Source organism: Streptococcus oralis (genome assembly GCF_001578705.1).
Classification (GTDB): domain Bacteria; phylum Bacillota; class Bacilli; order Lactobacillales; family Streptococcaceae; genus Streptococcus; species Streptococcus oralis_J.
Window position 1 is genome coordinate 101513 of the sequence record NZ_KQ969039.1, and the last position, 23205, is coordinate 124717.

The window sequence follows — 23205 nt, forward strand, 5'->3', positions numbered from 1 at the left end:
CACTTACTACGGTTTTATTTCAAATTGAGGCTGAATGTAAACTTACTTCCTAAGCCATACTGACTTTCTGCTGTGATTTCACCACCAAGCTGATGGGCTAGTTCGCGTGCAATCGCAAGTCCTAATCCATGTCCACCCGTCTTCATATTGCGCGAAGTTTCCACACGATAAAGTCGTTTAAAGATCTTTTCCAAATCTTCAGGAAGGATCCCCTGCCCCTCGTCTTTCACACTGATTGTTAGCTCTTGTTCTGTTAATTGGGCAAGAACCTCGATTCTGGTTCCTGGTTCTGAATATTTAAAGGCATTGTTTAACAAATTGACCAGAATGCGAGAAAGTTTGTCAGAATGGCTCTTGATTTTCGCCGACTCAGGTGACACTTGAATGTAAACATCCCGCTCCTCTTGTTCAATCTGGAGTTGAAATTCACTCATTGACTCAATCAACAGCTGATCCAAAAAGACCTCTTCGACTTCTTCATCAGCAGTATCTTGAGGTTGTGTGTTCAGAGTCAAAACATCCAATTCCTCCACTAGCTTGTTTAGACGCTCAGTTTGACGACCAATCGTGGCTAAGTAGTGGAGTCGCTCCTCTTCCTTGATCACTCCATCTAGAATTCCCTCAACAGTAACCTGAATGGAGGTAATGGGAGTTTTAATATCGTGAGAGAGCTGCGCAATCATCATTCTCTTTTCTTGCTCGCTCTCATCAAGTGATTGAAAGGTAGCTTGCAAATTGTGGGACATGTCATTAAAAGCCTGGCCCAGCTCTTGAAATTCTAATGGGCCTTTGGTTTCAATTTCTGTGCTGAAATCCTTGCTTGCTATATCCTGAGCTTGTTTTTTCAAATGTTTCAGAGAAGAGAAAACAGGCGACAAAAGAAAGATGCTCACTGCAGCGCCAATGAAACTAGCAATCAAGGTCATTCCAACTAGAAAGTAAACTTCACTTTTCTCGATCAACATTCGTTGGACTGCCCAGAAAACGACCAAAATAGTTAGTAGAGTCGACACTAGATACCCCACTAGAATATAGTTTTTTAATTTCATTTTCTACCTCTTGGTCTTTCCATCTTATAGCCCAAACCCCAGACAGTTTTGATAGCAGGAGCATTGGAATTCGTATACTTGGTCAACTCTTGCCTCAAAGCATGGATATGAACATTGAGTGTATTGGTATCATCCACATAGTCCTCTTGCCATACCTTCTCGTAAAGTTCCGTCTTTGAAAAGACTCTCTCGGGATTGCTGGCTAATATCCATAGAAGTTCAAAGGATTTTACTGTCAATTCCAAAGGTTGATCCCCAATGCGAACCTCATGAGTCACATGGTTGATTACCAAGTCACCAAACTCGATCTGTTCTGTCTCTCCTCCACGGCTAAGGCGACGCAAGATATTATTCACTCTTAAAACCAATTCGCGTGGACTAAAGGGTTTGACTATAAAATCATCTGCCCCCAAACTTAATCCATAAATCTTATCCTGTTCGCTTGTCTTAGCAGTTGTAAAGAGGAAGGGTTGATCCGGAGCGATATACTGAACTTCACTGATAAAATCATAGCCATCCATATTGGGCATCATGATATCTGTGATAATGAGGTCGATAGATTTTTTTCTGAAAAGTTCTAATCCCTCCTTACCATCATGGGCGACCAAAACATCGTAACCTGCCTGTATAAGATAGCGGTTTTGAATATCTAGAATATCTATCTCATCATCAACCAGCAAAATTGTCTTTTTCATCTGACACTCCTTCGATAAAAACAGTGTTATACTTGCTTTAGTATAACACTATTTTCTCTAATGTTTAAGTGATTTGAATCTTAATCTTCTCGTTTGCTTGTCAAACCCAAAAGTCCAACAAGCCCTGCCAAGGCTAGACCAAAGATACCAAGGCCAGCTGTAGCCGTTTTAGCTTCCCCAGTATTTGGTAACATCGCTTTATCATCTTTTTTCATCATATTAGCCATTGGGCTAGAAGCTGGTTGATCTACTTTCATATCTGACATATGGTGATTTGTACCCATCATACCCTCAGTCGTACCTGTAGAGCCTGTTTCAGAAGGCTTCGTATTCATCTGACCTTGTTGAGATGGTATTGTCGCCATTTCTTTTCCACGAATCTGAATCGTTACTTGACGAGTAGCAATCAGATTGGTCAAATCAGGTTTGCCATCTTTAGCACCGTACACCTTTATGGTAGCTAGGTATGTTTGGCTTCCGTTAGCTCGAAGTTGATCCAGCAAGGCCTGACCATCTTTGCCAACCGTATTGCCATTCAAATCCACTTCGTAGAAATATTGGCCTTTAGCCAAGCCTTCAAGCGGCAATAGAGCGGGATTTTTAGCCGTTCCATTGTCTGACCATGGGGCTTTGTCTGAGGCTTTTAACAAGAGGCGAGTCAACATACCATCTCCACCAAAAGCTTCGTATGGAATAACTTGGTTGACACCAGCCAAGAAAGGTCCAGGAACCTTAGCCTTATCAAGGTAGCTAGCTGGAACATCAATCATGTCTTTGACATTGTTAACAACAGACTCTTTGACCTGATTTGGAGTGGTCAAGCCATTCAAATTAACAGTCAAATCTTTAGTCGCTACCAGATTAGTCAAGTCAGGTTTGCCGTCTTTCGCACCGTACACTTTGATGGTTGCCTTATAGCTTTGTGTACCGTTTTGTTTCAAGAGGTCAAGCAACTCTTTATCTGATTTGCCTTGGGTGCCAGCCAAGTCCACTTCGTAGAAGTAAAGGCCTTTGCCCAATTTTTCTACTGGTGGAAGAGCTGGATTTTTAGCTGTTCCGTTGTCTGACCATGGAGCCTTATCAGATGCTTTCAAGATCAGACGAGTTAACATACCATCTCCAGCGAAGAATTCATATGGAATAACTTGATTAACACCAGCTGTGAATGGACCTGGGAAATTAGCTCTATCCAAATAAGAAGCTGGGACATCTACTGTGTCTTTGGTGTTGTCAGCCACACCTTTTTGCACTTCAGCTGGTGTGGTCAAACCATTCAAGTTGACATTTAAATCCTTAGTCGCTACGAGGTTAGTTAAGTCAGGCTTGCCGTCTTTTGCACCGTACACTTTGATGGTTGCCTTATAACTTTGAGTGCCGTTTTGCTTCAAAAGGTCAAGCAACTCTTTGTCAGATTTGCCTTGGGTTCCAGCCAAGTCTACTTCGTAGAAGTAAAGACCTTTGCCCAATTTCTCTACTGGTGGGAGAGCTGGATTTTTAGCTGAACCATTGTCTGACCATGGAGCCTTATCAGAGGCTTTCAAGATCAGACGAGTCAACATGCCATCTCCAGCGAAGAATTCGTATGGAATGACTTGGTTGACACCAGCTGTAAATGGGCCTGGGAAGTTAGCCTTGTCCAAGTAAGTGGCTGGGACATCTACTGTATCTTTGGTGTTGTCAGCTACACCTTTTTGCACTTCAGCTGGAGTAGTCGCTGGTTGCGCTTCACTGGCTTCACGGTCTTGTCCAGAAACTGTAGACGCAGGACTTTCCACAGGTTTAACTGCATCTTCTGTTTGTTTCTTAGAGTCAGGTTGTGCTTGCACTTCTTTTTTTGGCGCTACTGCCGGCTCTTTAGCAGTTGCGTCCGCTTTTTCTGAAGAGCTTGTCGTATCCACACTTACTTTAGGTGTTGGAACAGACTGTTCTGAAGGAAGAGCTACATCGACTGCTTTTTTGAGAGCCTCTGCTGGTAAGTCGCTCTTTTCACTCACCGAAGTTGCGTCTGGCACGACTTGGGCAGGAGTCGGATTGACGATATCAGCACGTGCAGAACTTGGTTGACCGACTAGGACAAAGAAGCCACTAGCTACAACAACTGAAGCAACACCGACACTGAGACGGCGAATAGACCAACGAGTATATCTCTGATTTGGATTGAATTTCATAGGATTCTCCTTAGAGTTTTCTTTTTTTGATGACTCTAGTATAATCTCCTAAAATTAAAAAGGATTAAGAAAAAGTTAAAATTTTTCTTAAATCCCTCTTATAAAATACTTATATTGACTCGTTAATTATTGGGATAGAGAGTATCCTTCCTCTCCTACTCACTCAGTTCAGCTAGGGTGTCCAAATGTTGGTTATTAATGACGGCCATGATGTAGGCATCTGCCTGCAAGAGGTCATTGGGTCCGAATTGGACATCCAGAGGAGCATTTTCGTAGGAACGAAAGCCAAGTACGTTGAGGTTGTATCGCCCACGTAAATCTAACTGACTGAGGCTTTTACCTACCCATGATTGAGGGATTTTCATCTCGACAATCGATACATTCTTATCCAGCTGAAAGACGTCTACGCTGTTATGAAAGAGGATGGTCTGTGCCAATGAGCGCCCCATTTCAAACTCTGGTGAGATGACTGCGTCTGCCCCGATTTTTTCTAGAACCTTTTTAGCTGTATGGCTTTTGACTTTGGCAATGACGGTCGGCACTCCTAGACTCTTGCAGTGCATAACCGCGAGAACACTGGACTCCAGATTTTCCCCCGTTGCGACAACTACGGTATCGCAGGTGTCAATCCCCGCTGATAGAAGGAGCTCTTCATCCGTGATATCTCCAACTACCCCTCGCGCCAGCACAGGTTCAAATTGATTAATGCGTTCCTCGTGGTCATCAATAGCAATGATATTCATGTCATGCTTGGCTAGGGCAGCCAAAACACTGCTCCCAAAAATTCCCAAGCCTAAAATTCCAATTGTCCGATCTGACATCGTTTTTCCTTTCTTATCCGATAGTGATATCTGCTTTCATATAGTGAATCGTGTCTTTCTTGTCTGGCTGGTATTCCGCTACACTGACCAGTAGTGTCAAGGGACCAATACGGCCGATAAACATCAACAACATAACGATGCTGAGGGCTAACTTACCTAACTCTGGCGTTAAATTTGCCGTTACTCCAACAGTTGCAAGGGCTGAAATGGTCTCAAACATGAGGTAGATAAAGCGCGGATTACCCTCTGCTGTTATTCCTAGCAGGATCAAGCCCAGCAAGAAAGTTAGCAAGAAGATAATAAAGACACTGAAAGATTTTTGCACGGTTCGGGGTTCAATGGTCCTCCGAGCCACATTGGCATGAGGCAAGCCCAATAATTCACTGCGAGCAAAGACCAACAAGACAAAGAAGGTCGTAATCTTGAGCCCCCCTGCTGTCCCTCCAGGTGCCCCTCCCAGAAACATCTGCAGGATATAGATGAACAAGGTCACCGGTCGAGCCTGAGTGTAGTCAATTGAAGCAAAGCCTGCCGTTCTCATGCTGACGGTCTGGAAGAAACTAACCAGTAGTTTCTCTGGAGCGCTGAGATTTCCAATCGTCCCAGTATTGTTCCACTCAATTAAGAGAGTCGATACTGTTCCAAAGAGCAAAATTCCCACCGTTAAAAAGAGAACCAGCTTGGTATGAAAGCGAAGGCGTCGTTTTTTCTTCTTCCCAAACTGGGTCGCTAGGTCAAACCAGACCATAAATCCTAGACCACCTGTGATAATCAATCCTGCAATCACTAGATTGATTAAGGGATCCGTTTGAAAGGCTACCAAACTCGTACTTCCAAAATTATCAAATCCAGCATTACAGAAGGCTGAAACAGCCAAAAAGATAGAGGTTAATATCCCTCGCCCCCAGCCAAATTCCGGAATAAAGCGAAAACTCAAGAGAAAGGCACCAATCCCTTCCACCAGAAAAGTCGTCAGAAAGATTGAGCGGATGAAGTCCTTTAGAGACTGGGTTTCCCCATAACTAAAACTTTCTTGAATAGTCTCACGGCTACGAAGACTGAGCTTTTGTTTCCCTTGGATATAAAAGATTCCGATAAAGGTCATAAGCCCCAAACCACCGATCTGGATTAACAGCATGCAAATCAACTGGCCCCAGATATTGTAAGTAGAGGCCACCGGCTGGGTGAAGAGCCCTGTCACACAGACCATGGACACAGTCGTAAAGAGATGGTCAAAGTAGGTCGCTTGTGACGTTGCTGCTTGAACCCAGGGTAGGCTTAAAAGGAGCGAGCCCAAGAAGATAACTAAGGCAAAACTTAAAAAGATGCGACGAGCTGGCGATAATCGAACCAGCGTCGTCTTGATTTTTTCCAAAAAAGATTTGAATAACATAGCTACATTGTACCATAAAAACAGTAAGAGCACTCACATGTAGTGCACAATGGCAAGACAGAGTTCGAGTGCCTTATCAAAAGCTTCAGAACCCCAGTCGCGACTGTCGTAGTTGTCCAGATCTGCCAAGGAATCTGCGGTAAAGAGCAGTTCTCCCCAGACAACCCCACGTAGTTGAGCTACTGCCGCAAGAGCAGAGCACTCCATCTCCACAACAGCACAGCCTTCTTCCTTACGATAGGCAACCTTTTCAGCTGTCTCTCGGTAAAAACCATCTGTCGTCCAGGTCATAACTTCCTCATAGGGAATGCCTCTTTGCTCAAAGACTTGCTCAATGGCAGAAACAGCCTCAATCTGCATCTCCATATAACGAGAAGGTGCTACATAATGGTAGCTAGTCCCCTCATCTCGCAGAGCCCGAACAGGGACGAGAAAGGCATTTTCCTCTATATCGGCTAGGACGCCACAGGTTCCAGTGGATATGATTTGCTCCACACCATAGCCAATCAACCAATCCATAAACTGGGCCGCTGGGGCAGACCCCACGGGCGCCTGGGCCAGACAAATCTTCTCACCCTTGTAGTTGATGACGTACACTGGATAAGTTTTAGTGGCAGAAACGAACTCACCAACACAGTCCGCCCCTACTTCCTGAGCATAACGGTCAATCTCCTCCTCCAAAAATGCATAGATACACTTCTTTGGCAACTTTAAGTCTAAACCCTCGTGATTGGGCATAAGGACCGCTTGGGGATTGTCGTCAAACTCTAAAATGGGAATCGCATGCTTCTGAATCATAGCCCACCTCCTCTAATTTTGTACTATTGTATCAAAAGCTGACGAAGTGTCAAGGAGTTGTCTTTAGCAAGCCAGAAATCTCCTCTTCCATACACTTGAGAAATCGTTGCACCGCTGGAGAAGTCGGTTTCTGTTTTGGCAAAGTCATTGAGGACTTATGAAGAATACCAAATCCAACAACAAAAAAGACATGAATCTGAAATAAGCAGAACATGTCTTTTTTAGCTTGTTTGAAAGTCAAGTAAATAAATCTTAGCTCTTCTAGAACTCCCTTATTTCCACAAACCACCTAAAATCTGTTTTTCTAATAAGTCTAGGTCCTCTTCCTTTATTTCTCCGTTGTCGCTAACGATATAAAGTTGAGCGAAGTAAGCCAACAATGGACCAACACAAATACGAACCATTTGAGGAATCGTTAACTCTGGATTTACACGTGGATTTGCTAGCAATTCTTTATGAAGCACTCGAAGTTTATCTTGAATAGCATTCCAGATAAAAATCTGTTCATTTTTTAGTTTCTTATTTGAAAAACTCTCCTGCAGAATGATTTTCATCAAAGCACGATTTTTTTTGAGATAGCTCATACGATCGTGGACGAGATAACGAACCCTCTCTTCTGTCGTTTCAAAAGCTAAGAGTTCCTCAAAAAAACTACCGAAAATGCCTGGGACTACAGGATGTAAAATAGCCGTCAGTAGATCATCCTTCGTCTTAAAATACTTAAACAAAGTTGCCTGGCTTAGTCCAGCACGCTCAGCTATGTGAAGAGTTGAGGTCCCATGGTAACTCCTAGTTGATATGAGATTCACTGCTGCCTGCATGATTTTTTTCTTTCCTTGAGGGTAATTCGCTTCTTCTAAGTAATCTTCAAACGATTCAAAAACAGTCTTATCCATCTAATCTTCACACCTTTTTAGCATTATTTATGTTGATTTCTAAACTTTACGATAACGACGCAATCCAACAATATTGAGAATTGTTAAAATGATCAAGAAAATCATTAAAACACCAAGATTTGGCAAAATATCACCAAGATTGTGTCCGTAAAGAATAATCTGGCTTATTGCATCACCAGAATAGGTTAATGGCAAAAATTTCCCCACAGTTGGAGCCCATTCTCCCATGGATGACAATGGAATAATCCCTGAGAAAAAGAGTTGAGGCATAATCACGAGAGGAATAAATTGCATCATTTGGAATTCTGATTTTGCTAGAGTAGACAAGAGAATTCCAAAAGCTAGTGCTACAAGAGCCAGTACCACATTAACTATTATAACATTTAAAATATTTCCTACAACTTCTACATCTAGTAGCCAAATTGCTGCTAAGACGACAACTGCCGTTTGAAAAATCGCAATAATACCGTAAGACAACATATAGCCATAGACAATTTCAGAACGTTTCACTGGGGTTGCTAACAAGCGATCCAAGGTTCCACTTGTGCGCTCTTTCAAAAGTGCCATACCAGAAATCAAAAAGACAAAGAAGAAGACCACAAAGCCAATTAAAATTGGAATCATACGTGCAAAGAATCCAGTATTTTTATCTCCATATTGGTAAGATTCTTTGATTTCAGGCGCCTTTGCATCTAATTTCAATTGTGGAAAAGCTTGTTTGACACGAGATAGTAACTGATCGGTGCCTTCACTGGCGATACTTGTTCGTAACACTTGTCGTATCATAGATGTCTTGGAGGCATCTGTATTTGCGTAGTCGACCTGATACTCACCGTCTTTATAAGAAATCACAGCATCGACTTTTTCATTTGCTAGTGCTTCTTTGGCCTGATCTAAGTCTTGATAAGTCTCGATGTCCACATGATCAAGCTCATCCATTTTCGTTACCAAACCAGTTGGTAGATCTTGTGTCGCTAACTTGACATTCACGGTTGTACTAGCTGAAAACATGAGGTTCATCAGCCACATAATAAATACCGGCGCTACAAACATCATAGCCAAGGTTCGTTTGTCACGAAGCAATTCTTTGATAACTTTTTTAGCAATAGCAATGGTTCTCATCTTACTCTCCTTCTGCTTTCAAAAATACTTCTTCAATACTTGAAACTTGATAACTTTCTTTTAAGTGTTGCGGTGTATCAAAAGCAATGATTTTTCCACCTAATAATAAGCCGACCTTATCCGTTAACTCTGCTTCATCCATAACATGGGTAGTAACTAATATCCCAACCCCATTGTCTCTAAGCGCGAATAATTCTTTCCAGATTTTCTTCCGAAGAGAAGGGTCGATTCCAACTGTCGGTTCGTCCAAAATCAAGAGCTGAGGATTCCCCAGAAGCGCGATGGCTAAAGACAAGCGTCGCTTCATTCCTCCAGAATAACCGGATACCGTTTTATTCAAATGCTCTGCCAGTTCCACAACTTGAGCCACATGGGCAATTTCAGCTGTCAGATCTCTTTTGGATAGCCCTTTTAGCTGACCAAAAAATTCCAGATTTTCTTGGCCTGACAAGGACTCGTATAAAGCATCTGATTGGGCCATATAGCCAATATCTCCTAAAATATGGCGATTGGGCATAGTGTGATTTAACACTAAAGCTACGCCTCCATCAGCCTTTTCCATTCCTAACGTAGTCTTAATCATAGTTGATTTACCAGCACCAGACGGACCAATTAATCCTATAATTTCTCCTGTCTGCAATTCAAAGCTGACATGATTCAGAACTATTTGATTGTCAAAAGATTTTACTAAATCTTGTAAATGTAGTAATGTTTTCATTTACTTCCTCCTTGGTAAGTGATTACTCACTTTTTAAATCACAGAGCTATTATAGTGAGTAATCACTCACTTGTCAAGAGAAAGGGTTAAATTCTTTAAAAAAATAAAACACCAGATTCGTATCTGATGCTTATAATGGATAGCTATTGCTTTTAGAGCTGTTTCTAAATCTCTTCGCGATACTCTGAAATGGTCTTTCCTGTCCACTTTTTAAAGGCCTATTCTTCCTCTACTTTTCTCAGCCAATCCTACCATCGTCATTGCTATCGCAACTCTAATGACCTTGGCGATGGAAATTCATTTTACTCATTTTTATATGAAACAGACTAAGAAATTTTCAAGACCTAATTGGGAGTTATTTTAGCTACAATCCACCTCTCAAACACAAAAGCCTCCCTTCTCTTTCGAGAAAGGAGATTCTTTTTTATCCTTGTCCGCCAGGGGCTGGACCTCCGCCTTGAGGGCCTCCATTTGGTCCACCGCCTCCAGGCATAGAATTGACGATTTCCGTTTGTTTTTCACCGTTTAGGTAGATATCTCCACCTGTGTAGGTCGCTGTTCCATCAAAGTCAAAACCTGTTTGACCGATCATTTTAATGGTTCCGCCTGTGACTGTGATATTGCCGTTTGAGTCGATTGGGTCTGTGTCCCCTTGACCGACTTCTACTGTCAGGTTCCCACCGTTCATAGTGAAGAAAATTTCACTCTGTTGGGCGTTTTTATTAGCTGCATTGACTCCATCATCTGTCGAATAGATGCTAATGTCCCCACCGTTGATAGTGATGGATTTGCCTTCTATCCCTTCTGTTGAATTCTTGACGGTATAGGTACCACTATCGATAACCAAATCACCTGATGCGTGGATGCCATCATCTCCTGCTGTAACGGTGATATTGTTGTTGGATAGGTACATGGTTCCGACTGAAGTATCCTCATCATTGTCCACCTTGACTCCATCTTCTTTGGCATCGATAGTCATGGTCGTTCCAGTGATGTTGAGTTCATCATTGACATTAAAGGCATCGCCAACTGCTGTGATGTTATAGGTTCCACCCGTGATGTGGAGGGTGTCGTTGGTCTTGATCCCGTTGTTCTTCTTGCCATCTACATTGAGAGTTCCTTTCCCGTTGATGGTCAAATCCACCTTAGAAAAGAGGGCTGCGTCGGCTTTTTCGTCGCTGTTGGAGCTTGAGTCAGAGAGACTGTTGGTGGTTCCCTCTGCCAGAGTCAGGTAGACATGGCCAGCTGATGTCGCAGATATCGCTGCATTGGTATTGATCATGGTCGCACCTTTTAGGACTAGGTGAACATCTGCCGACTTATCTGCCTCGACCTTGATCTGCACTCCGTCAGACTGACCTGAAATTACATAGGTTCCAGATTTTGTGATGGTCACTGTTGATTCAGAGACTGTCACCCCATCTCCAGAGACGTTTGCTGATGAGCCAGATAGCTCAATCTTAGGAGCTGAGCTTTCGTCATAAGAAGTATCATTGTCCTTCTCTGTAAAATAGGATGATTGGTTTGTCTTTGTTGCAGTTGTTGTGGCACTATTTGTCGTTGCATTGGTATTGGATGTAGTTGTTGATTGGGAACATGCTGCCATCAGTACCATTGCCGTTAAACTCGTTACGAGTAGGGTCCATTTTTTTGATTTCATAGCTTTTTCCTCTCCTTCGTATGATATAGCTAGACAGTCTACAGAAGATTCCTGAAACAAAGCTAAAACTTTTCTGAAAGTTTCCTTAAATTCAGTTTGGATTAGATTTCGCCTAGTAATTTTTTAGAAAGGACTGCTAGAAACAATTTTTGAACGCTAAAATACCTTTAATAGATTTTTTAAACCAAGATTCCCCAGTGCGATGTCTCCTCGACCAAGAAAGCCAAAAAGAAGAAAAATTTATAAAACTAAGATAAAGATTTATAAAAAGAACAGCTCCAGCTGTTCTTTTCAATTTTCTTTCACAGAGATTGTTTTGATAACACGCGCAGGGTTGCCACCTAGGACAACATTGTCTCCAAAGGACTTGGTAATCACGGCCCCTGCTCCAGCGACGACATTATTTCCTAGTGTCACTCCAGGAAGGACAATGACGCCACCTCCAGCCCAGAAATTATCTCCGATGGTGATGGGCTTGCCGTATTCGACCCCTGAATTGCGTTCATACGGATCCAGTGGATGGAGTGGGGTTAAAAACTGACAATTGGGGCCAATCATGGCATTGTTACCAATGCGAATCGGACAAACATCCAGCATGGTCAAATTCCAATTAGAATAAAAATTTTCCCCTAGATGGATATTGACTCCATAATCGACCACCAGGCGTGGATTGACATAGAGATTTTCTCCAGTTGAACCAAACCAAGTCTTGATAATCTCCGCCCCTTTCAAGGGATCTAGCTCCTGGTTGAAATCCGCCTGCTTCTGGCGTGCAGTCTGAGCGAGCGCACGCAACTCAGGATCAAATGGATGGTAGGGCTCCCCTGCTATCATTTTCTGGTATTCGCTGGTCATCTCATCACCTCATACTTACTTTGGACCCATCATATCAAAAAGACTTTGAGAGGTCAAGAATAGCCTGCTTTCCAGTCTCTCAAAACAACTTGCTTGACAAAAGCTTAACTTCATGGTTTAATATACCCCATAAGGGTATATTTGGAGGTGCCTATGTTTCACTTATTATTTACAAAAATTGACAGTATTTCTACCAGCGAGTTAGAAGCTAAACTCAGAGAACCGATTCAGCTACTGGATGTTCGGACGCCTATGGAATTCCGTAGAGGTCATATCAAAAATGCCAAGAATGTCCCTCTAACCGAAATCGGTTCTTACACACCTGAGACAAAAGAAACACTCTATGTCATTTGTCATTCTGGTGTGCGAAGCAAACTAGCTGCGAAGAAGCTAAAGAAAAAAGGCTACGATGTCATCAACGTCCAAGGCGGTATGAGTGCTTGGACAGGCAAGGTCATCTAGATGTATAAAGGAGAAAGTCAATGAAAATTATCATTGTCGGGGGAGTTGCAGGCGGAATGTCAGCAGCAACCCGTCTCAGACGTCTCATGGAAGGCGCTGAAATCACTATTTTTGAGAAAGGTCCCTTTGTTTCCTTTGCAAACTGTGGACTTCCTTACTATGTTTCAGGAGAAATTGCAAACCGTGATAGTTTATTGGTCCAAACTCCTGAAAGTCTCAAGGCACGCTTTAATCTGGATGTTCGTCCTTTCCATGAGGTCATCAGCATTTCGCCAGCAGAGCACACTGTGACAGTGCGACACGATGGACAGGAATTCACAGAAAGCTACGACAAGTTGATCCTCTCCCCAGGAGCTAAGCCATTTGTTCCTACCATTGAAGGCTTGGCAGAAGCTAAGAATGCCTACACGCTCCGCAATGTTCCCGATCTTGATGAAATTATGGCAGCCTTGGACAATCATCCAAAAGAAGCTGTCGTTATCGGTGCAGGCTTTATCGGGCTTGAAATGGCTGAAAACCTGACAAAACGTGGATTGCAAGTTACTATCGTTGAGAAAGCACCCCATGTCTTGCCACCATTAGATCAAGAAATGGCAGCCTTTGTCCAAGCAGAATTGCTGGCAAACGGCGTTCGCGTTATCACTTCTCAGTCTGCGACTCGATTTGAAGACCAAGGAAAAATCATCGTTCTCGAAAATGGTCAAAAGATCACTTCTGACCTCACCATCCTTTCTGTCGGTGTTGAACCTGAAAACGGACTGGCTAAAGCTGCGGGGATTGAACTGGGACTACGTGGCGGTATCTTGGTCGACGAACACTACAAAACCAGTCAAAAAGATATTTTTGCGGTTGGGGATGCCATCGTCGTCAAGCAAGAGATTACAGGCCAAGATGCCCTCATTTCACTAGCTTCTCCTGCTAATCGTCAAGGGCGCCAAGTAGCGGATGTCATCGCAGGACTCGATCGTACAAACAAGGGCAGTATCGGCACCGCTATCGTTCGTGCCTTTGATATGACAGCTGCTTCGACTGGTCTCAGCGAACGCATCCTTCGCATGAATCAACTCCCTTACAAGGCGCTTCATGTCAGCGGGAAAGACCATGCTGGTTATTATCCAGGTGCAACGGATGTTACTTTGAAACTCCTCTTTGACCCAACCAGTGGCAAAATCTACGGTGCCCAAGCAGTTGGAAAGAAAGGTGTTGATAAGCGAATTGATATCCTAGCCACAGCCATCAAAGGAAATCTCACTATCTTTGACTTGCCAGAATTGGAGTTTACCTATGCACCACCATTTGGCTCTGCCAAGGATCCCGTCAATATGCTGGGCTACGCAGCCTTGAACCTTATCGAAGGTCTCAGTGACAATATTCAATGGTACCAGCTCGAAGACGAACTGGCTAAGGGAAAGAAATTCCTTGATGTACGGACAAGTGGCGAATTTCAGAGTGGTCGACTCAAAGTCGATACCATTCATATCCCCCTAAACGAACTACGGGAACGCTTGGATGAACTAGACGAGAACCAAGCCTACATCGTTAGCTGCCACAGTGGTTTGCGCAGCTATATCGCAGAGCGTATCCTCAAGCAAGCAGGATTTACCGTCCAAAACCTTGACGGCGCTTATTCACTATACAAAATGGCCAACCCAGAAGGAGTAGAATATGGTAACTAATATCAGCATGGCTGACTTTTATGAAAAATATCAACATGAAAATCTAGATCTTATCGATGTCCGTGAAGTACATGAATTCCAAGCAGGACATGCACCAGGTGCTAAAAATCTGCCGTTAAGTACCTTGGAGCAAGGCTACAAAGAACTCAAACCTGACCATGAATACCATGTCATCTGCCAAGGGGGAGTGCGTTCTGCCTCTGCCTGTCAATTTCTCAGCGCCCAAGGCCTAACCGTTACCAATGTAGAAGGTGGTATGAATGCTTGGCCCGGTGAGGTAGAATAAGCAAAAAACCGATTAAGATGAACTTAATCGGCTTTTTTAATCTTTATAACTCAATGATGTGAGCTTCGTAACCAATGGCTTCTAGGAATTTGAGTATATCTTTCGTATCCAAAAAGAGGGTTTTCTCGTTGGTATTGGGGTGGAAACTCATCCGTTTTTCAGACATGATTTCTTTATCAAAATAAACCTGAATGTCCTTGTCAGTATTGTTGAGCAAGCCAAATGGAGAGACAACACCTGCTGGTAACATCATTTTTTCAAACAAGCTCTCAGAGGAAGCCATACGGATTCTATTGGCTCCTACCAAATCCTTCAAGAGGTCCATGTCCAAACGCTTTTGATCATCCATGATTACCAGATAATAGGCTGTTTTCTTTTTGTTGGTGAGAAACATTGTCTTGGTACGGACACCTTCGATCCCTTCGATAAAGCTGTCTGCCTGCTCCGTCGTTAAGGCTGGCTCGTGCTCCACGATTTCAAAAGGAATATCTAGCTCATTTAGCATTTCTACTACTTTTTCGTATGCTTCCATTTGCTGGCCTCCTTTATTAACTTGATAGCCCTAAAAAGTGGGTTATTTCCGTTTGATTAGGTACTGAACAGCCTTTTCCAAGCGTTCTTTTTGAGCCTCAGGGTCGTCTAGGGGTTGGTTGATGCAGGCTGTGAGATTCTCGGTAATCATCATCTCAATCACACGCTCCACACTCGAACGAACCGCTGTCAACTGGGTAATGATATCTGCACAATCACGCTCTTCTTCTATCATTTTTTGGATACCACGTAACTGGCCCTCTGAACGTTTCAGGCGTGTTATATACTTTGAGTTTGTCATCTTCTTATCCTTGGTCGATTTTTCTTCATTATATCTCTAATGGACTCCTTTGTCAAAATTCTCGTTCCCTCTTTATCTATAGAATCTTACCCTGCTATCGCTTTCATGGTATAATAGAATGACAAATACTATTAGAATCTATGCTCGTTGCAATACGAGCCATTCTTAGAATGGACCAGCCTATGAACTCTATCTACGGCACTTGCGAAGCCTACTTACCCACTATCTTGCAGACCTTTGTCCAAGATATAGAAAAAGCTGCTACAAACTACAAACAAGAAACCTCTCTCAAACTATATGAGCATTTGCATGCGCGCATCAAAACAGAAAAAAGTATGCGTGAAAAATGCCAACGCAAAGGCCTTCCTCAGACGAGTCAATCCGCTCTTAAAGAAATCCGAGATGCCATCGGTGTTCGGATCATCACAGGCTTTACAGATGATATCTACCGCATCGTAGAGTATATTCGTCAGATACCTACCATCCATATTTTAAAAGAGAAAGACTATATTCGTCAGGTCAAACCCAATGGCTACCGCTCCTATCATCTGATCCTAGAGGTGACCACTCCTTACCCAGACTGTCTGGGAAATGCCCAAGGTACCTACTTTATCGAAATCCAGCTACGCACGATTGCCATGGATTCCTGGGCCAGCCTTGAGCACCAGATGAAATACAAGAAAAACATCCAAAATCCTGAGCGAATCACGCGCGAACTCAAGCGTTGTGCCGATGAGCTTGCTTCATGTGACTTGACCATGCAGACCATCCGTGATTTGATTCAGAGATCTGACCAAGACTAAGGAGAACCTATGAAAATCCTACTTGCCGAAGATGAAGCTCAACTAAATCGCGTCATCACTGTTGCTTTAGAACGCGAAGGCTATAGCGTTGATTCTGTTTTTAACGGACAAGATGCTGTCGAAAAGGCTAAATCTAACCACTATCACCTCATGATTTTTGACATCATGATGCCAATTAAAACTGGAATTGAAGCCCTCAAAGAAATTCGCCAGTTGGGCAATACGACTCACGTTATCATGCTGACAGCCATGGCGGAAGTAGATGACCGTGTAACTGGACTCGATGCAGGTGCCGACGACTACTTGACCAAACCCTTTTCTCTCAAGGAACTATTGGCTAGACTCCGATCTACTGCCCGCCGTCTGGAGGACTATACCCCAGATACGGTCCAATTAGGTAACACTTGCTTAGATATTGATGAGCAAGAACTAGTGGCTGCAAACAGCATTCGCTTGGGAAAGAAGGAGACCCAACTCCTAGCTCTCCTCATCCAGCATACTAACCAAGCCCTCAGCTCTCAACAACTACTAGAGCAAATCTGGCCAGATGAGTTGGAAGAAAGTGATCACGAGCTTGTCTTTCTCTATATTTCCTACCTACGCCAAAAGCTTCAAAGTGTTCAGTCCAATCTGCAAATTTTAGGATCTGCAGAAGGGCCTTTCCAACTGATAGGAGGAGACTAGATGTTTCGAAAACTACGTATCAAGTTCATTGTTACAGCCACTGCTGCTATCGCTCTGATTCTTGCATTCTTTCTGGTCTTGATGAATAGCATCGTCTATACTCAGACAGAGGATAATATCCAAACCGTCCTATCCATCTTGTCTAAAAATGAAGGCGAACTCCCAATCACAGATGAAATCAAGGAAAGTTTCACCAAAAAGAACATCCAGGAAGGGATTATCTACAATTTTCAGTACTTCTCTGTCAGAGAAAAGGGGGATGACTACGCGATTTCTCTAGGCAATGTCCAATCACTGACCGAAGCAGACGTCAGAGGTTTTCTCCAGAGAATTCTAAAAAAACAGGAAACCTATGGCACGATTACTCGCAACGGGCGCTACTTCACCTACCAAATTAGTCAGACAGCTTCGGGCAAGCTCCTAGTCTTCTTTGAAGCTACCAACTACATTCGCGAACGGGACACCCTCTTTCAAGTCTCTATCTGGTTATCACTAGCTAGCTTGTTTCTCCTTGCTCTGCTCTTCACCTTGATTTCTGGGATTGTTATCCGTCCCTTCGTCAAAAACTATGAGAAACAACGGATGTTTATCACTAATGCAGGTCATGAACTCAAAACACCGCTGGCTATCATCTCAGCCAACACCGAGCTGCAGGAACTCATGGAAGGAGAGACCGAGTGGAGCATCAGCACTAAGGAACAGACGGAGCGTCTCAACCATCTGATTGGAAGACTGATCCGCCTCGCTCGCCTCGAGGAACAAGAGGATATCAAACTAGTCCCTCAAAATATCTCCGTCATCGCTGAAAAGGTCGCCTCAGACTTTGCTCCTCTCTTTACCAAAGAGGATAAAAAATTTGAAAGTCTGATTGAAGCAGACGTTGTAGAAAAAGTAGCCCAAGAGGAATTTTATGAGCTTCTTAGCATCCTTCTTGACAATGCCCGAAAATACTGTGATCCAGTAGGCACCATCCGTCTGACTCTCAAACGCAAAGCCTATCTCCTACGCAAACGCACCTGTATCACTGTGTCTAACGACTACAAGGATGGGCAGCCTGCCAATATCAAACGCTTCTTTGATCGCTTCTACCGCGCCGAAACATCACACAATAACCAAACCACCTCTGGGTATGGCATTGGTCTCTCCATGGCCCAGCACCTTGTCAGCCTGTTTAGAGGAAAAATCTTTGTCAGCTACAAAAAACAGGTGATTACCTTTACAGTTTGGCTGTAATGGCTTCACTCTTTATCATTTCATACAAGAGCGAACAAGTCCGCATTCTAAAAACAGAATACGAGCTTGTCCGCCTTTTTCTATGTCTATGATATGTTTTCCTCGTCTTATCGTTTCAAGCGAATGCGGGTCACAATCCCGTCTGGGTCTATAAGATCCAACTCACTCGAATGTAGCCACTTGATCGGAGCTTCTACCTCTTGTGCTTGCTGAACGATGGTTAAGAGTTCTTCCTTGCTTTCGACCTCAAGGACATAGTAGGCCAAGCCAGGCAAGCCTGATTTGCGCGAAGCTAGACCTTTTCCAGCTCATTCGTTGACGGCCAGGTGGTGATGGTACTGACCAGCTGCTATCCAACTAGCACTCGGAATACTAAATTTATCCTCTAGCCCCAACACTTTTTGATAAAACTGACTCGCTGCGTGACTATCCCTAACCGATAGGTGGATATGCCCCATTCTCGTCCCTTCAGCTAGGATAAAGGGGTCTACCTTTTCCCCTAGCTCATAGATATCCTGTGCCGCAAGAGCCTCGGTCACACCGATAATGCGTCCGTCTTCTCGAATATCCCATGAAGAAACTGGCTTATCACGGTAGAGTTCAATGCCATTTCCTTCCAAATCCTCCAGATAAAGGGCTTCACTGTATCCATGATCCGCTCCTCCGACCAGAGGAATGCGCAAATCACTTAGGTATTTCAGGACATCTGCCAAGGCTTTTCGTGTCGGCAACAAAATCGCCAGATGGTAGAGCCCATAATGCTCCCTTACTTCCCCAGCTTTTTCTGCCTGAATCAAGTGGATCAAGGCTTTTCTACCAAGTCCTAAAATCACTTCTGTCTCCGTTTGAGATAAAATCTCCAAACCAATAATCTGGTGATAAAAAGCCGTTTGACTCGTCAAATCCTTGACATTTAAAACCGCCTCTGCTAGGTAAATGTGGCTTTGGTATGCATAAGTCATAGGGTGTCTCCTTTTGATGTAACTTTGTCAATTACATCGATTATACACTATTGATATAAAATGTCAACGAAGACAACTCAAAAGAGCTGGAAACCAGCTCTTTCTTTTTATTTAACAACAAGCTCGTAGCGAGTTTTGCTGGTGAAGGTTTGACCTGCTTTAAGAATGACTTGGTCTTTGAGGTCACTGTGAATGGCATCTGGTAAGGCCTGCGCTTCAAGGGCAATTCCATTGTGCTGCACCATTGGCTGACCAGCTATGATGACACTCTCATCCACAAAGTTTGCTGTGTAGACCACAAAGCAAGGAGCCTCTGTCTTGAAAAGCAGGAATCGACCTGAGTTTTGGTCATAAAGGAAACCAGCATTATCATGACCTGCAGGGAGGGCAAATGGGTGATCCAAACCAGATACCAGCTGGATTTGCTCATCTTCTTCTGCAAAGATATCTTTCAATAAGGCACCATTGTAGATGTGTTTCACTACATCACGATCAGCATCTGGAGTCTTGGCCGGAACACCGTCGGGAGCGATTGGATAAATACCTTCCGTATTTAGTTGAAAGACATGGCGGTCAATTGTCTGCGTGAAATCACCAGACAAGTTGAAGTAGCTGTGATTAGTTGGATTGACCAGCGTATCCTGATCGGTTGTTACCTTGTAGCTGACTTCGTAAGCACCAGTTTCTTCCAAGTAGTAGCTAATCCAGATTTTGAGATTACCAGGAAATCCTCCTGTCCCGTCTGTACGTTCTGTGTAGAGGGTCAAGCCATGGTCGCTCGCCTCGACCAATTCAAACAAGCTCGAATCCCAACCCGTTGAACCACTGTGGTTACAGTTGCTAGCATTGTTGACTTCAAGGTCATAGGTCTTGCCATTGAGCTCAAATGTCGCACCTGCGATACGACCTGCCACAGGACCTACACTTGCTCCATGCTTAGGGCTATTGCCTACATAGCTATCAAAATCATCAAAGCCCAAGATAACATTGGCAAAATCTCCAGCCTTGTCAGGCGTTACATAGCGCAAAATGGTCGCACCATAAGTCATAATCTCTAGCTGGTAGCCACCGTCAGCCTCAAAGCGATAGGCCAAGACATCCTTGCCCTCATGATTTCCAAATACACGCTCTGTGTATGCTTTCATTCTGTTCTCCTTTGATTCATTTCTCTTAAGTAAACAAACCATAGAAAGTGTATTCACCATCTATGGTTGTAGTTTCTATTTTCAGAATCCTTTGTCAGAAAACCCTAGGTATCTTCTTAACAAAAGGGGGGTCTTCTATTCTTGTTTTATGCTTCTACACGTTCAGTCCATGAAGTCGCTGTTGTTTGAAGAACCTTGTTGAGTTCGTCAATATTCTCAAATCCAGTTGTACGAAGCCATTCACGAGCTGCTGCCTCACCGTCTTTGATGTAAGCTTCGACTGATCCAGCCCAGGTTGCACGGCCACAAAGAACTCCGTTGAAGTTTGCGCCTGATTCGTGGGCAAAGACAAGCGTTTCTTGGAAGAGTTTAGCTGACACTCCCGCACTCAAGTAGATGTATGGCAAGTTAGTCGCTTCATCTTGTGCTTTGAAGAAGGCAGCAGCTTCTTCGCGTGTATGAACGATTTCTCCATCACCAAAGCCTTCAACGTATTTGACGTTGACTGGAACTTCCACTTTCAAAACATCGATGTTGAAGCGTGGGTCTGAAAAGACCTTCATGGCACCGATAACCTTGTGTGGTTTCACTTTTGCGTATTCTGCAGAACCTGCGTCCGCAATCTTTTCATCGTAAGCCAAGATTTCAAGGAAGAATGGGATGTCTTCTGCCACACACTCAGAACCAATGCGTTCGATGTAGGCTTGTTTTTGTTGGTTAAGTTCGTCAGAGCTGTCTACGTCATAGTAAAGCAAGAACTTAACTGCATCGGCACCTTGTTCTTTGATGCGTTTTGCAGACCAAACATCCAAGCAGTCAGGCAAGCGTTTGGTGCTGGTTGTATCGTAGCCAGTTTTTTCATAAGCAAGGAGAAGACCAGCATTTGGATCAAGCGCTTTTGTAGCTGGAAGACCATACTCAGGGTCAAGGAGCATAGATGAAGCATATTTTGTCAATTCATCAGCTACCAAGATTTTAAGTTCTTCCATTTGATCGACTGTTGGCTCTTCTGTTTGGTATTGAGCCATAAGGCGTTTCAAAGCACCACGTTGGTCAAAGGCAAGAGCTGAGATAATGCCATTCTCGTCAGAAAGCTTTTGCAAGCAAGCTACTTTATTAGGACTTAATTGTAATTTACTCATAGATACTTCCTTATTTTTGATAGTCATGAATGATGACACCTTGCACCACACGGTTTACTGTACCTGTAGGAGACGGTGTATCTGGTTTGTTTTCCACCTTGAGCGAAGTCAAAAGGGCAAAGAGTTGGGCATAAACGATGTAAGGGAAGACACGGTAAATATCATTCAAGACTCCACCACAGCCAAGAGCCACTTCTTTAACATTTTCAAGCCCAAAGGCTTGATCACTCAAAAGTACGACACGACGGGCAATCTGATCACCAGCAACTTCACGAACCAAGTCCAAATCATACTTGCGAGTGTAGTCTGTTGTTGTACCAAATACCAAAACAACTGTATCTTCGTTAATCAATGATTTTGGACCGTGACGGAAGCCAATTGGGCTTTCATACATAGTCGCAACTTGACCAGCTGTTAATTCCAAAATCTTCAACTGAGCTTCATGAGCAAGGCCGAAGAAAGGACCTGCACCCAAATAGATGACACGATTAAAGTCTAGGTCAACCAACTCTTTGACATCTGCTGCATTGTCTAGGACCTTACGGGCAAGGCTAACCACAACTTCAAAACGTTCAGCTTTAACAGCAAATTCTGTTGGGTCAAAGACCAAGAGAGCTGTCAACATCATGGACGTAAAGCTAGAAGTCATAGCAAATCCAGCGTCATTGGAAGCAGCTGGTTGCAAGAGCAAGAGATTGCGGTCGTCACCATGAGCTTGAAGAGCCAATTTCCCTTCTGCAGCACATGTAATGGTCACTTGATAGAGGTCATCAACCAAGGCTTTAGCCAAATCAACTGTCGCCACACTTTCAGGCGAATTTCCGCTACGAGCAAAGGATACAAGGACAGTAGCCACATCTTTTTTCAGAAAGGTTTCTGGATTGGCTACAATATCTGTTGTCGCAATGGCATTAAAGTTCCATTTGCGCTCGTCATAGACTTCCTTAAAGTATGGTACCAAGGTATCTCCCACATAAGCAGAAGTACCAGCACCCGTCAAGATGACCTTGATATAGTCATGTTTATCAGCGATCCCTTGCAGAAAGGCTGCGATTTCTTCCCGTTTCGCTTGATAGGCTTCAAAAGCCTCTTCCCATACATCAGGCTGTTGGTAGATTTCACGAGTCGTGATTTCTGCACCCAGTTCAAGTAATTCTTCTTTTGTGTAATTTAGCATAGAGTTCCTCTAATCTATTATTGTTTCATTCCTATTGAAAATATGGGAATGGGATTGACTCCCACTCCCATGTATATTCTATACAAGCTGTTCTAACGATTTTCACGTTGTAACATCGTATACTCAATGAAAATCAAAGAGCAAACTAGGAAGCTAGCCACAGGCTGTACTTGAGTACGGCAAGGCGACGCTGACGTGGTTTGAATTTGATTTTCGAAGAGTATTATTCGTCTTCGTCATCATCGAAGCCCGCTAACAGGTCATTGACTTTCACGATGCTTTCTGCAGCACGGTTCTTGTAGTCCGCATCTGCGCCTGTAAGGCTAGCATTGATAAATTCAATCACCATTGGAAGATTCATCCCTGCGTAGAGTTCAATGTCGCGACCTTCCATGATCAAACGGCTTACCACGTTACAAGGTGTTCCGCCGAGAAGGTCCGCAAAGACTAGGAAATCATCCAATCCTTCGATAGCAGCTTCAAATTTTGCAGTAAATTCTTCTGGACCATCTTCTGGAAGAAGAGCCACTGCATGAATGTTGTCTTGTGGACCCATGATCATTTCTGTGCTACCTTTCAGTTCTTCACAGAAACGACCATGACTCACCAAAATTAATGATTTACTCAT

The 23205-nt window shown here is 43.5% G+C and carries 23 protein-coding genes and 2 pseudogenes; 7 read left to right on the plus strand and 18 right to left on the minus strand.

Features of this window, described 5'->3' with window-relative positions; genetic code table 11:
- Positions 1-14 precede the first annotated feature (14 nt).
- From SORDD05_RS08555 to SORDD05_RS08600, 9 genes are all read right to left on the minus strand, one after another.
- Positions 15-1049 (minus strand): sensor histidine kinase, encoded by a 1035-nt coding sequence (locus tag SORDD05_RS08555; protein ID WP_000769389.1) that lies wholly within the window; start codon positions 1047-1049, stop codon positions 15-17.
- Positions 1046-1744, minus strand: coding sequence for a response regulator transcription factor (locus SORDD05_RS08560; protein WP_049506218.1), 699 nt, complete (start codon positions 1742-1744; stop codon positions 1046-1048). Before SORDD05_RS08560 ends, SORDD05_RS08555 begins: the two co-directional genes overlap by 4 nt.
- 80 nt (positions 1745-1824) lie before the next feature.
- Entirely contained in the window at positions 1825-3912 is a 2088-nt protein-coding gene (locus SORDD05_RS08565) for an SSURE domain-containing protein (protein ID WP_061419036.1), read from the minus strand.
- Positions 3913-4067: 155 nt separating this feature from the next.
- The gene (locus SORDD05_RS08570; protein WP_001283884.1) at positions 4068-4733 is read right to left on the minus strand and encodes a potassium channel family protein; all 666 of its coding nucleotides are present in this window, start codon (positions 4731-4733) and stop codon (positions 4068-4070) included.
- A 13-nt stretch (positions 4734-4746) separates the two neighbouring features.
- On the minus strand, positions 4747-6126 hold the full coding sequence (locus SORDD05_RS08575; protein ID WP_061419039.1) for a TrkH family potassium uptake protein: 1380 nt from the start codon (positions 6124-6126) through the stop codon (positions 4747-4749).
- Between the two features lie 33 nt (positions 6127-6159).
- Complete coding sequence (locus SORDD05_RS08580) at positions 6160-6924, minus strand: nucleoside phosphorylase (protein ID WP_061419042.1); 765 nt, start codon at positions 6922-6924, stop codon at positions 6160-6162.
- Between the two features lie 272 nt (positions 6925-7196).
- Positions 7197-7820: a TetR/AcrR family transcriptional regulator gene (locus SORDD05_RS08590; protein ID WP_061419048.1), complete on the minus strand. Its 624-nt coding sequence runs from the start codon at positions 7818-7820 to the stop codon at positions 7197-7199.
- Between the two features lie 39 nt (positions 7821-7859).
- Positions 7860-8942: an ABC transporter permease gene (locus SORDD05_RS08595; protein WP_061419050.1), complete on the minus strand. Its 1083-nt coding sequence runs from the start codon at positions 8940-8942 to the stop codon at positions 7860-7862.
- Position 8943: 1 nt separating this feature from the next.
- On the minus strand, positions 8944-9660 hold the full coding sequence (locus SORDD05_RS08600) for an ABC transporter ATP-binding protein (RefSeq protein WP_061419053.1): 717 nt from the start codon (positions 9658-9660) through the stop codon (positions 8944-8946).
- A 229-nt stretch (positions 9661-9889) separates the two neighbouring features.
- Between SORDD05_RS08600 and SORDD05_RS10380 the strand changes: the two are divergent.
- A pseudogene (locus tag SORDD05_RS10380) lies at positions 9890-10024 on the plus strand (low temperature requirement protein A); the annotation flags it as partial.
- 60 nt (positions 10025-10084) lie between these two features.
- Here the strand turns inward: SORDD05_RS10380 and SORDD05_RS08605 are convergent.
- Together SORDD05_RS08605 and SORDD05_RS08610 are read right to left on the minus strand one after the other, a co-directional pair.
- Positions 10085-11320 carry a carbohydrate-binding domain-containing protein gene (locus SORDD05_RS08605; RefSeq protein ID WP_061419056.1) on the minus strand — a complete coding sequence of 412 codons (1236 nt, stop codon included), beginning with the start codon at positions 11318-11320 and terminating at the stop codon, positions 10085-10087.
- A 291-nt stretch (positions 11321-11611) separates the two neighbouring features.
- Positions 11612-12175 carry a sugar O-acetyltransferase gene (locus SORDD05_RS08610; RefSeq protein WP_061419059.1) on the minus strand — a complete coding sequence of 188 codons (564 nt, stop codon included), beginning with the start codon at positions 12173-12175 and terminating at the stop codon, positions 11612-11614.
- Between the two features lie 153 nt (positions 12176-12328).
- On the opposite strand from SORDD05_RS08610, the gene SORDD05_RS08615 reads away from it, so the two are divergent.
- Genes SORDD05_RS08615 through SORDD05_RS08625 form a run of 3 tightly spaced genes read left to right on the plus strand, consistent with a single transcriptional unit; the run spans position 12329 to position 14599 of the window.
- Positions 12329-12637, plus strand: a complete 309-nt coding sequence (locus tag SORDD05_RS08615) for a rhodanese-like domain-containing protein (protein WP_061419062.1) — start codon at positions 12329-12331, stop codon at positions 12635-12637.
- 20 nt (positions 12638-12657) lie between these two features.
- Entirely contained in the window at positions 12658-14313 is a 1656-nt protein-coding gene (locus tag SORDD05_RS08620) for an FAD-dependent oxidoreductase (protein WP_061419065.1), read from the plus strand.
- On the plus strand, positions 14303-14599 hold the full coding sequence (locus SORDD05_RS08625) for a rhodanese-like domain-containing protein (protein ID WP_061419067.1): 297 nt from the start codon (positions 14303-14305) through the stop codon (positions 14597-14599). The genes SORDD05_RS08620 and SORDD05_RS08625 overlap by 11 nt, the downstream gene beginning before the upstream one ends.
- 43 nt (positions 14600-14642) lie before the next feature.
- On the opposite strand, the gene SORDD05_RS08630 is transcribed toward SORDD05_RS08625, so the two are convergent.
- Together SORDD05_RS08630 and SORDD05_RS08635 are read right to left on the minus strand one after the other, a co-directional pair.
- Positions 14643-15131 (minus strand): prolyl-tRNA synthetase associated domain-containing protein, encoded by a 489-nt coding sequence (locus SORDD05_RS08630; protein WP_061419070.1) that lies wholly within the window; start codon positions 15129-15131, stop codon positions 14643-14645.
- Between the two features lie 42 nt (positions 15132-15173).
- Positions 15174-15431 (minus strand): metal-sensitive transcriptional regulator, encoded by a 258-nt coding sequence (locus tag SORDD05_RS08635; RefSeq protein WP_061419073.1) that lies wholly within the window; start codon positions 15429-15431, stop codon positions 15174-15176.
- 182 nt (positions 15432-15613) lie between these two features.
- Here SORDD05_RS08635 and SORDD05_RS08640 point away from each other — a divergent pair, with 182 nt between their 5' ends.
- Genes SORDD05_RS08640 through SORDD05_RS08650 form a run of 3 tightly spaced genes read left to right on the plus strand, consistent with a single transcriptional unit; the run spans position 15614 to position 18151 of the window.
- Entirely contained in the window at positions 15614-16234 is a 621-nt protein-coding gene (locus tag SORDD05_RS08640; RefSeq protein WP_061419184.1) for a GTP pyrophosphokinase, read from the plus strand.
- 9 nt (positions 16235-16243) lie between these two features.
- Positions 16244-16918, plus strand: a complete 675-nt coding sequence (locus SORDD05_RS08645) for a response regulator transcription factor (RefSeq protein WP_061419076.1) — start codon at positions 16244-16246, stop codon at positions 16916-16918.
- Entirely contained in the window at positions 16919-18151 is a 1233-nt protein-coding gene (locus tag SORDD05_RS08650) for a sensor histidine kinase (protein WP_061419079.1), read from the plus strand.
- Positions 18152-18258: 107 nt separating this feature from the next.
- Here the strand turns inward: SORDD05_RS08650 and SORDD05_RS08655 are convergent.
- From SORDD05_RS08655 to SORDD05_RS08680, 5 genes and pseudogenes are all read right to left on the minus strand, one after another.
- Positions 18259-19113 (minus strand): annotated as a pseudogene (locus tag SORDD05_RS08655) (VOC family protein).
- A 107-nt stretch (positions 19114-19220) separates the two neighbouring features.
- The gene (locus SORDD05_RS08660; protein WP_061419082.1) at positions 19221-20258 is read right to left on the minus strand and encodes an aldose epimerase family protein; all 1038 of its coding nucleotides are present in this window, start codon (positions 20256-20258) and stop codon (positions 19221-19223) included.
- Positions 20259-20404: 146 nt separating this feature from the next.
- Positions 20405-21400 (minus strand): tagatose-bisphosphate aldolase, encoded by a 996-nt coding sequence (gene lacD / locus SORDD05_RS08665; protein ID WP_061419187.1) that lies wholly within the window; start codon positions 21398-21400, stop codon positions 20405-20407.
- Positions 21401-21410: 10 nt separating this feature from the next.
- Positions 21411-22577 (minus strand): SIS domain-containing protein, encoded by a 1167-nt coding sequence (locus SORDD05_RS08670; RefSeq protein WP_061419085.1) that lies wholly within the window; start codon positions 22575-22577, stop codon positions 21411-21413.
- A gap of 223 nt (positions 22578-22800) precedes the next feature.
- Positions 22801-23205 carry a PTS sugar transporter subunit IIA gene (locus SORDD05_RS08680; protein WP_081102481.1) on the minus strand — a complete coding sequence of 135 codons (405 nt, stop codon included), beginning with the start codon at positions 23203-23205 and terminating at the stop codon, positions 22801-22803.

Excerpts from the sequence above, each read along its gene's own strand:
- SORDD05_RS08555 (WP_000769389.1), bottom strand. The coding sequence starts at position 1,049 with ATGAAATTAAAAAACTATATTCTAGTGGGGTATCTAGTGTCGACTCTA.
- SORDD05_RS08560 (WP_049506218.1), bottom strand. The coding sequence starts at position 1,744 with ATGAAAAAGACAATTTTGCTGGTTGATGATGAGATAGATATTCTAGAT.
- SORDD05_RS08565 (WP_061419036.1), bottom strand. The coding sequence starts at position 3,912 with ATGAAATTCAATCCAAATCAGAGATATACTCGTTGGTCTATTCGCCGT.
- SORDD05_RS08570 (WP_001283884.1), bottom strand. The coding sequence starts at position 4,733 with ATGTCAGATCGGACAATTGGAATTTTAGGCTTGGGAATTTTTGGGAGC.
- SORDD05_RS08575 (WP_061419039.1), bottom strand. The coding sequence starts at position 6,126 with ATGTTATTCAAATCTTTTTTGGAAAAAATCAAGACGACGCTGGTTCGA.
- SORDD05_RS08580 (WP_061419042.1), bottom strand. The coding sequence starts at position 6,924 with ATGATTCAGAAGCATGCGATTCCCATTTTAGAGTTTGACGACAATCCC.
- SORDD05_RS08590 (WP_061419048.1), bottom strand. The coding sequence starts at position 7,820 with ATGGATAAGACTGTTTTTGAATCGTTTGAAGATTACTTAGAAGAAGCG.
- SORDD05_RS08595 (WP_061419050.1), bottom strand. The coding sequence starts at position 8,942 with ATGAGAACCATTGCTATTGCTAAAAAAGTTATCAAAGAATTGCTTCGT.
- SORDD05_RS08600 (WP_061419053.1), bottom strand. The coding sequence starts at position 9,660 with ATGAAAACATTACTACATTTACAAGATTTAGTAAAATCTTTTGACAAT.
- SORDD05_RS08605 (WP_061419056.1), bottom strand. The coding sequence starts at position 11,320 with ATGAAATCAAAAAAATGGACCCTACTCGTAACGAGTTTAACGGCAATG.
- SORDD05_RS08610 (WP_061419059.1), bottom strand. The coding sequence starts at position 12,175 with ATGACCAGCGAATACCAGAAAATGATAGCAGGGGAGCCCTACCATCCA.
- SORDD05_RS08615 (WP_061419062.1), top strand. The coding sequence starts at position 12,329 with ATGTTTCACTTATTATTTACAAAAATTGACAGTATTTCTACCAGCGAG.
- SORDD05_RS08620 (WP_061419065.1), top strand. The coding sequence starts at position 12,658 with ATGAAAATTATCATTGTCGGGGGAGTTGCAGGCGGAATGTCAGCAGCA.
- SORDD05_RS08625 (WP_061419067.1), top strand. The coding sequence starts at position 14,303 with ATGGTAACTAATATCAGCATGGCTGACTTTTATGAAAAATATCAACAT.
- SORDD05_RS08630 (WP_061419070.1), bottom strand. The coding sequence starts at position 15,131 with ATGGAAGCATACGAAAAAGTAGTAGAAATGCTAAATGAGCTAGATATT.
- SORDD05_RS08635 (WP_061419073.1), bottom strand. The coding sequence starts at position 15,431 with ATGACAAACTCAAAGTATATAACACGCCTGAAACGTTCAGAGGGCCAG.
- SORDD05_RS08640 (WP_061419184.1), top strand. The coding sequence starts at position 15,614 with ATGAACTCTATCTACGGCACTTGCGAAGCCTACTTACCCACTATCTTG.
- SORDD05_RS08645 (WP_061419076.1), top strand. The coding sequence starts at position 16,244 with ATGAAAATCCTACTTGCCGAAGATGAAGCTCAACTAAATCGCGTCATC.
- SORDD05_RS08650 (WP_061419079.1), top strand. The coding sequence starts at position 16,919 with ATGTTTCGAAAACTACGTATCAAGTTCATTGTTACAGCCACTGCTGCT.
- SORDD05_RS08660 (WP_061419082.1), bottom strand. The coding sequence starts at position 20,258 with ATGAAAGCATACACAGAGCGTGTATTTGGAAATCATGAGGGCAAGGAT.
- lacD (WP_061419187.1), bottom strand. The coding sequence starts at position 21,400 with ATGAGTAAATTACAATTAAGTCCTAATAAAGTAGCTTGCTTGCAAAAG.
- SORDD05_RS08670 (WP_061419085.1), bottom strand. The coding sequence starts at position 22,577 with ATGCTAAATTACACAAAAGAAGAATTACTTGAACTGGGTGCAGAAATC.
- SORDD05_RS08680 (WP_081102481.1), bottom strand. The coding sequence starts at position 23,205 with ATGAGTAAATCATTAATTTTGGTGAGTCATGGTCGTTTCTGTGAAGAA.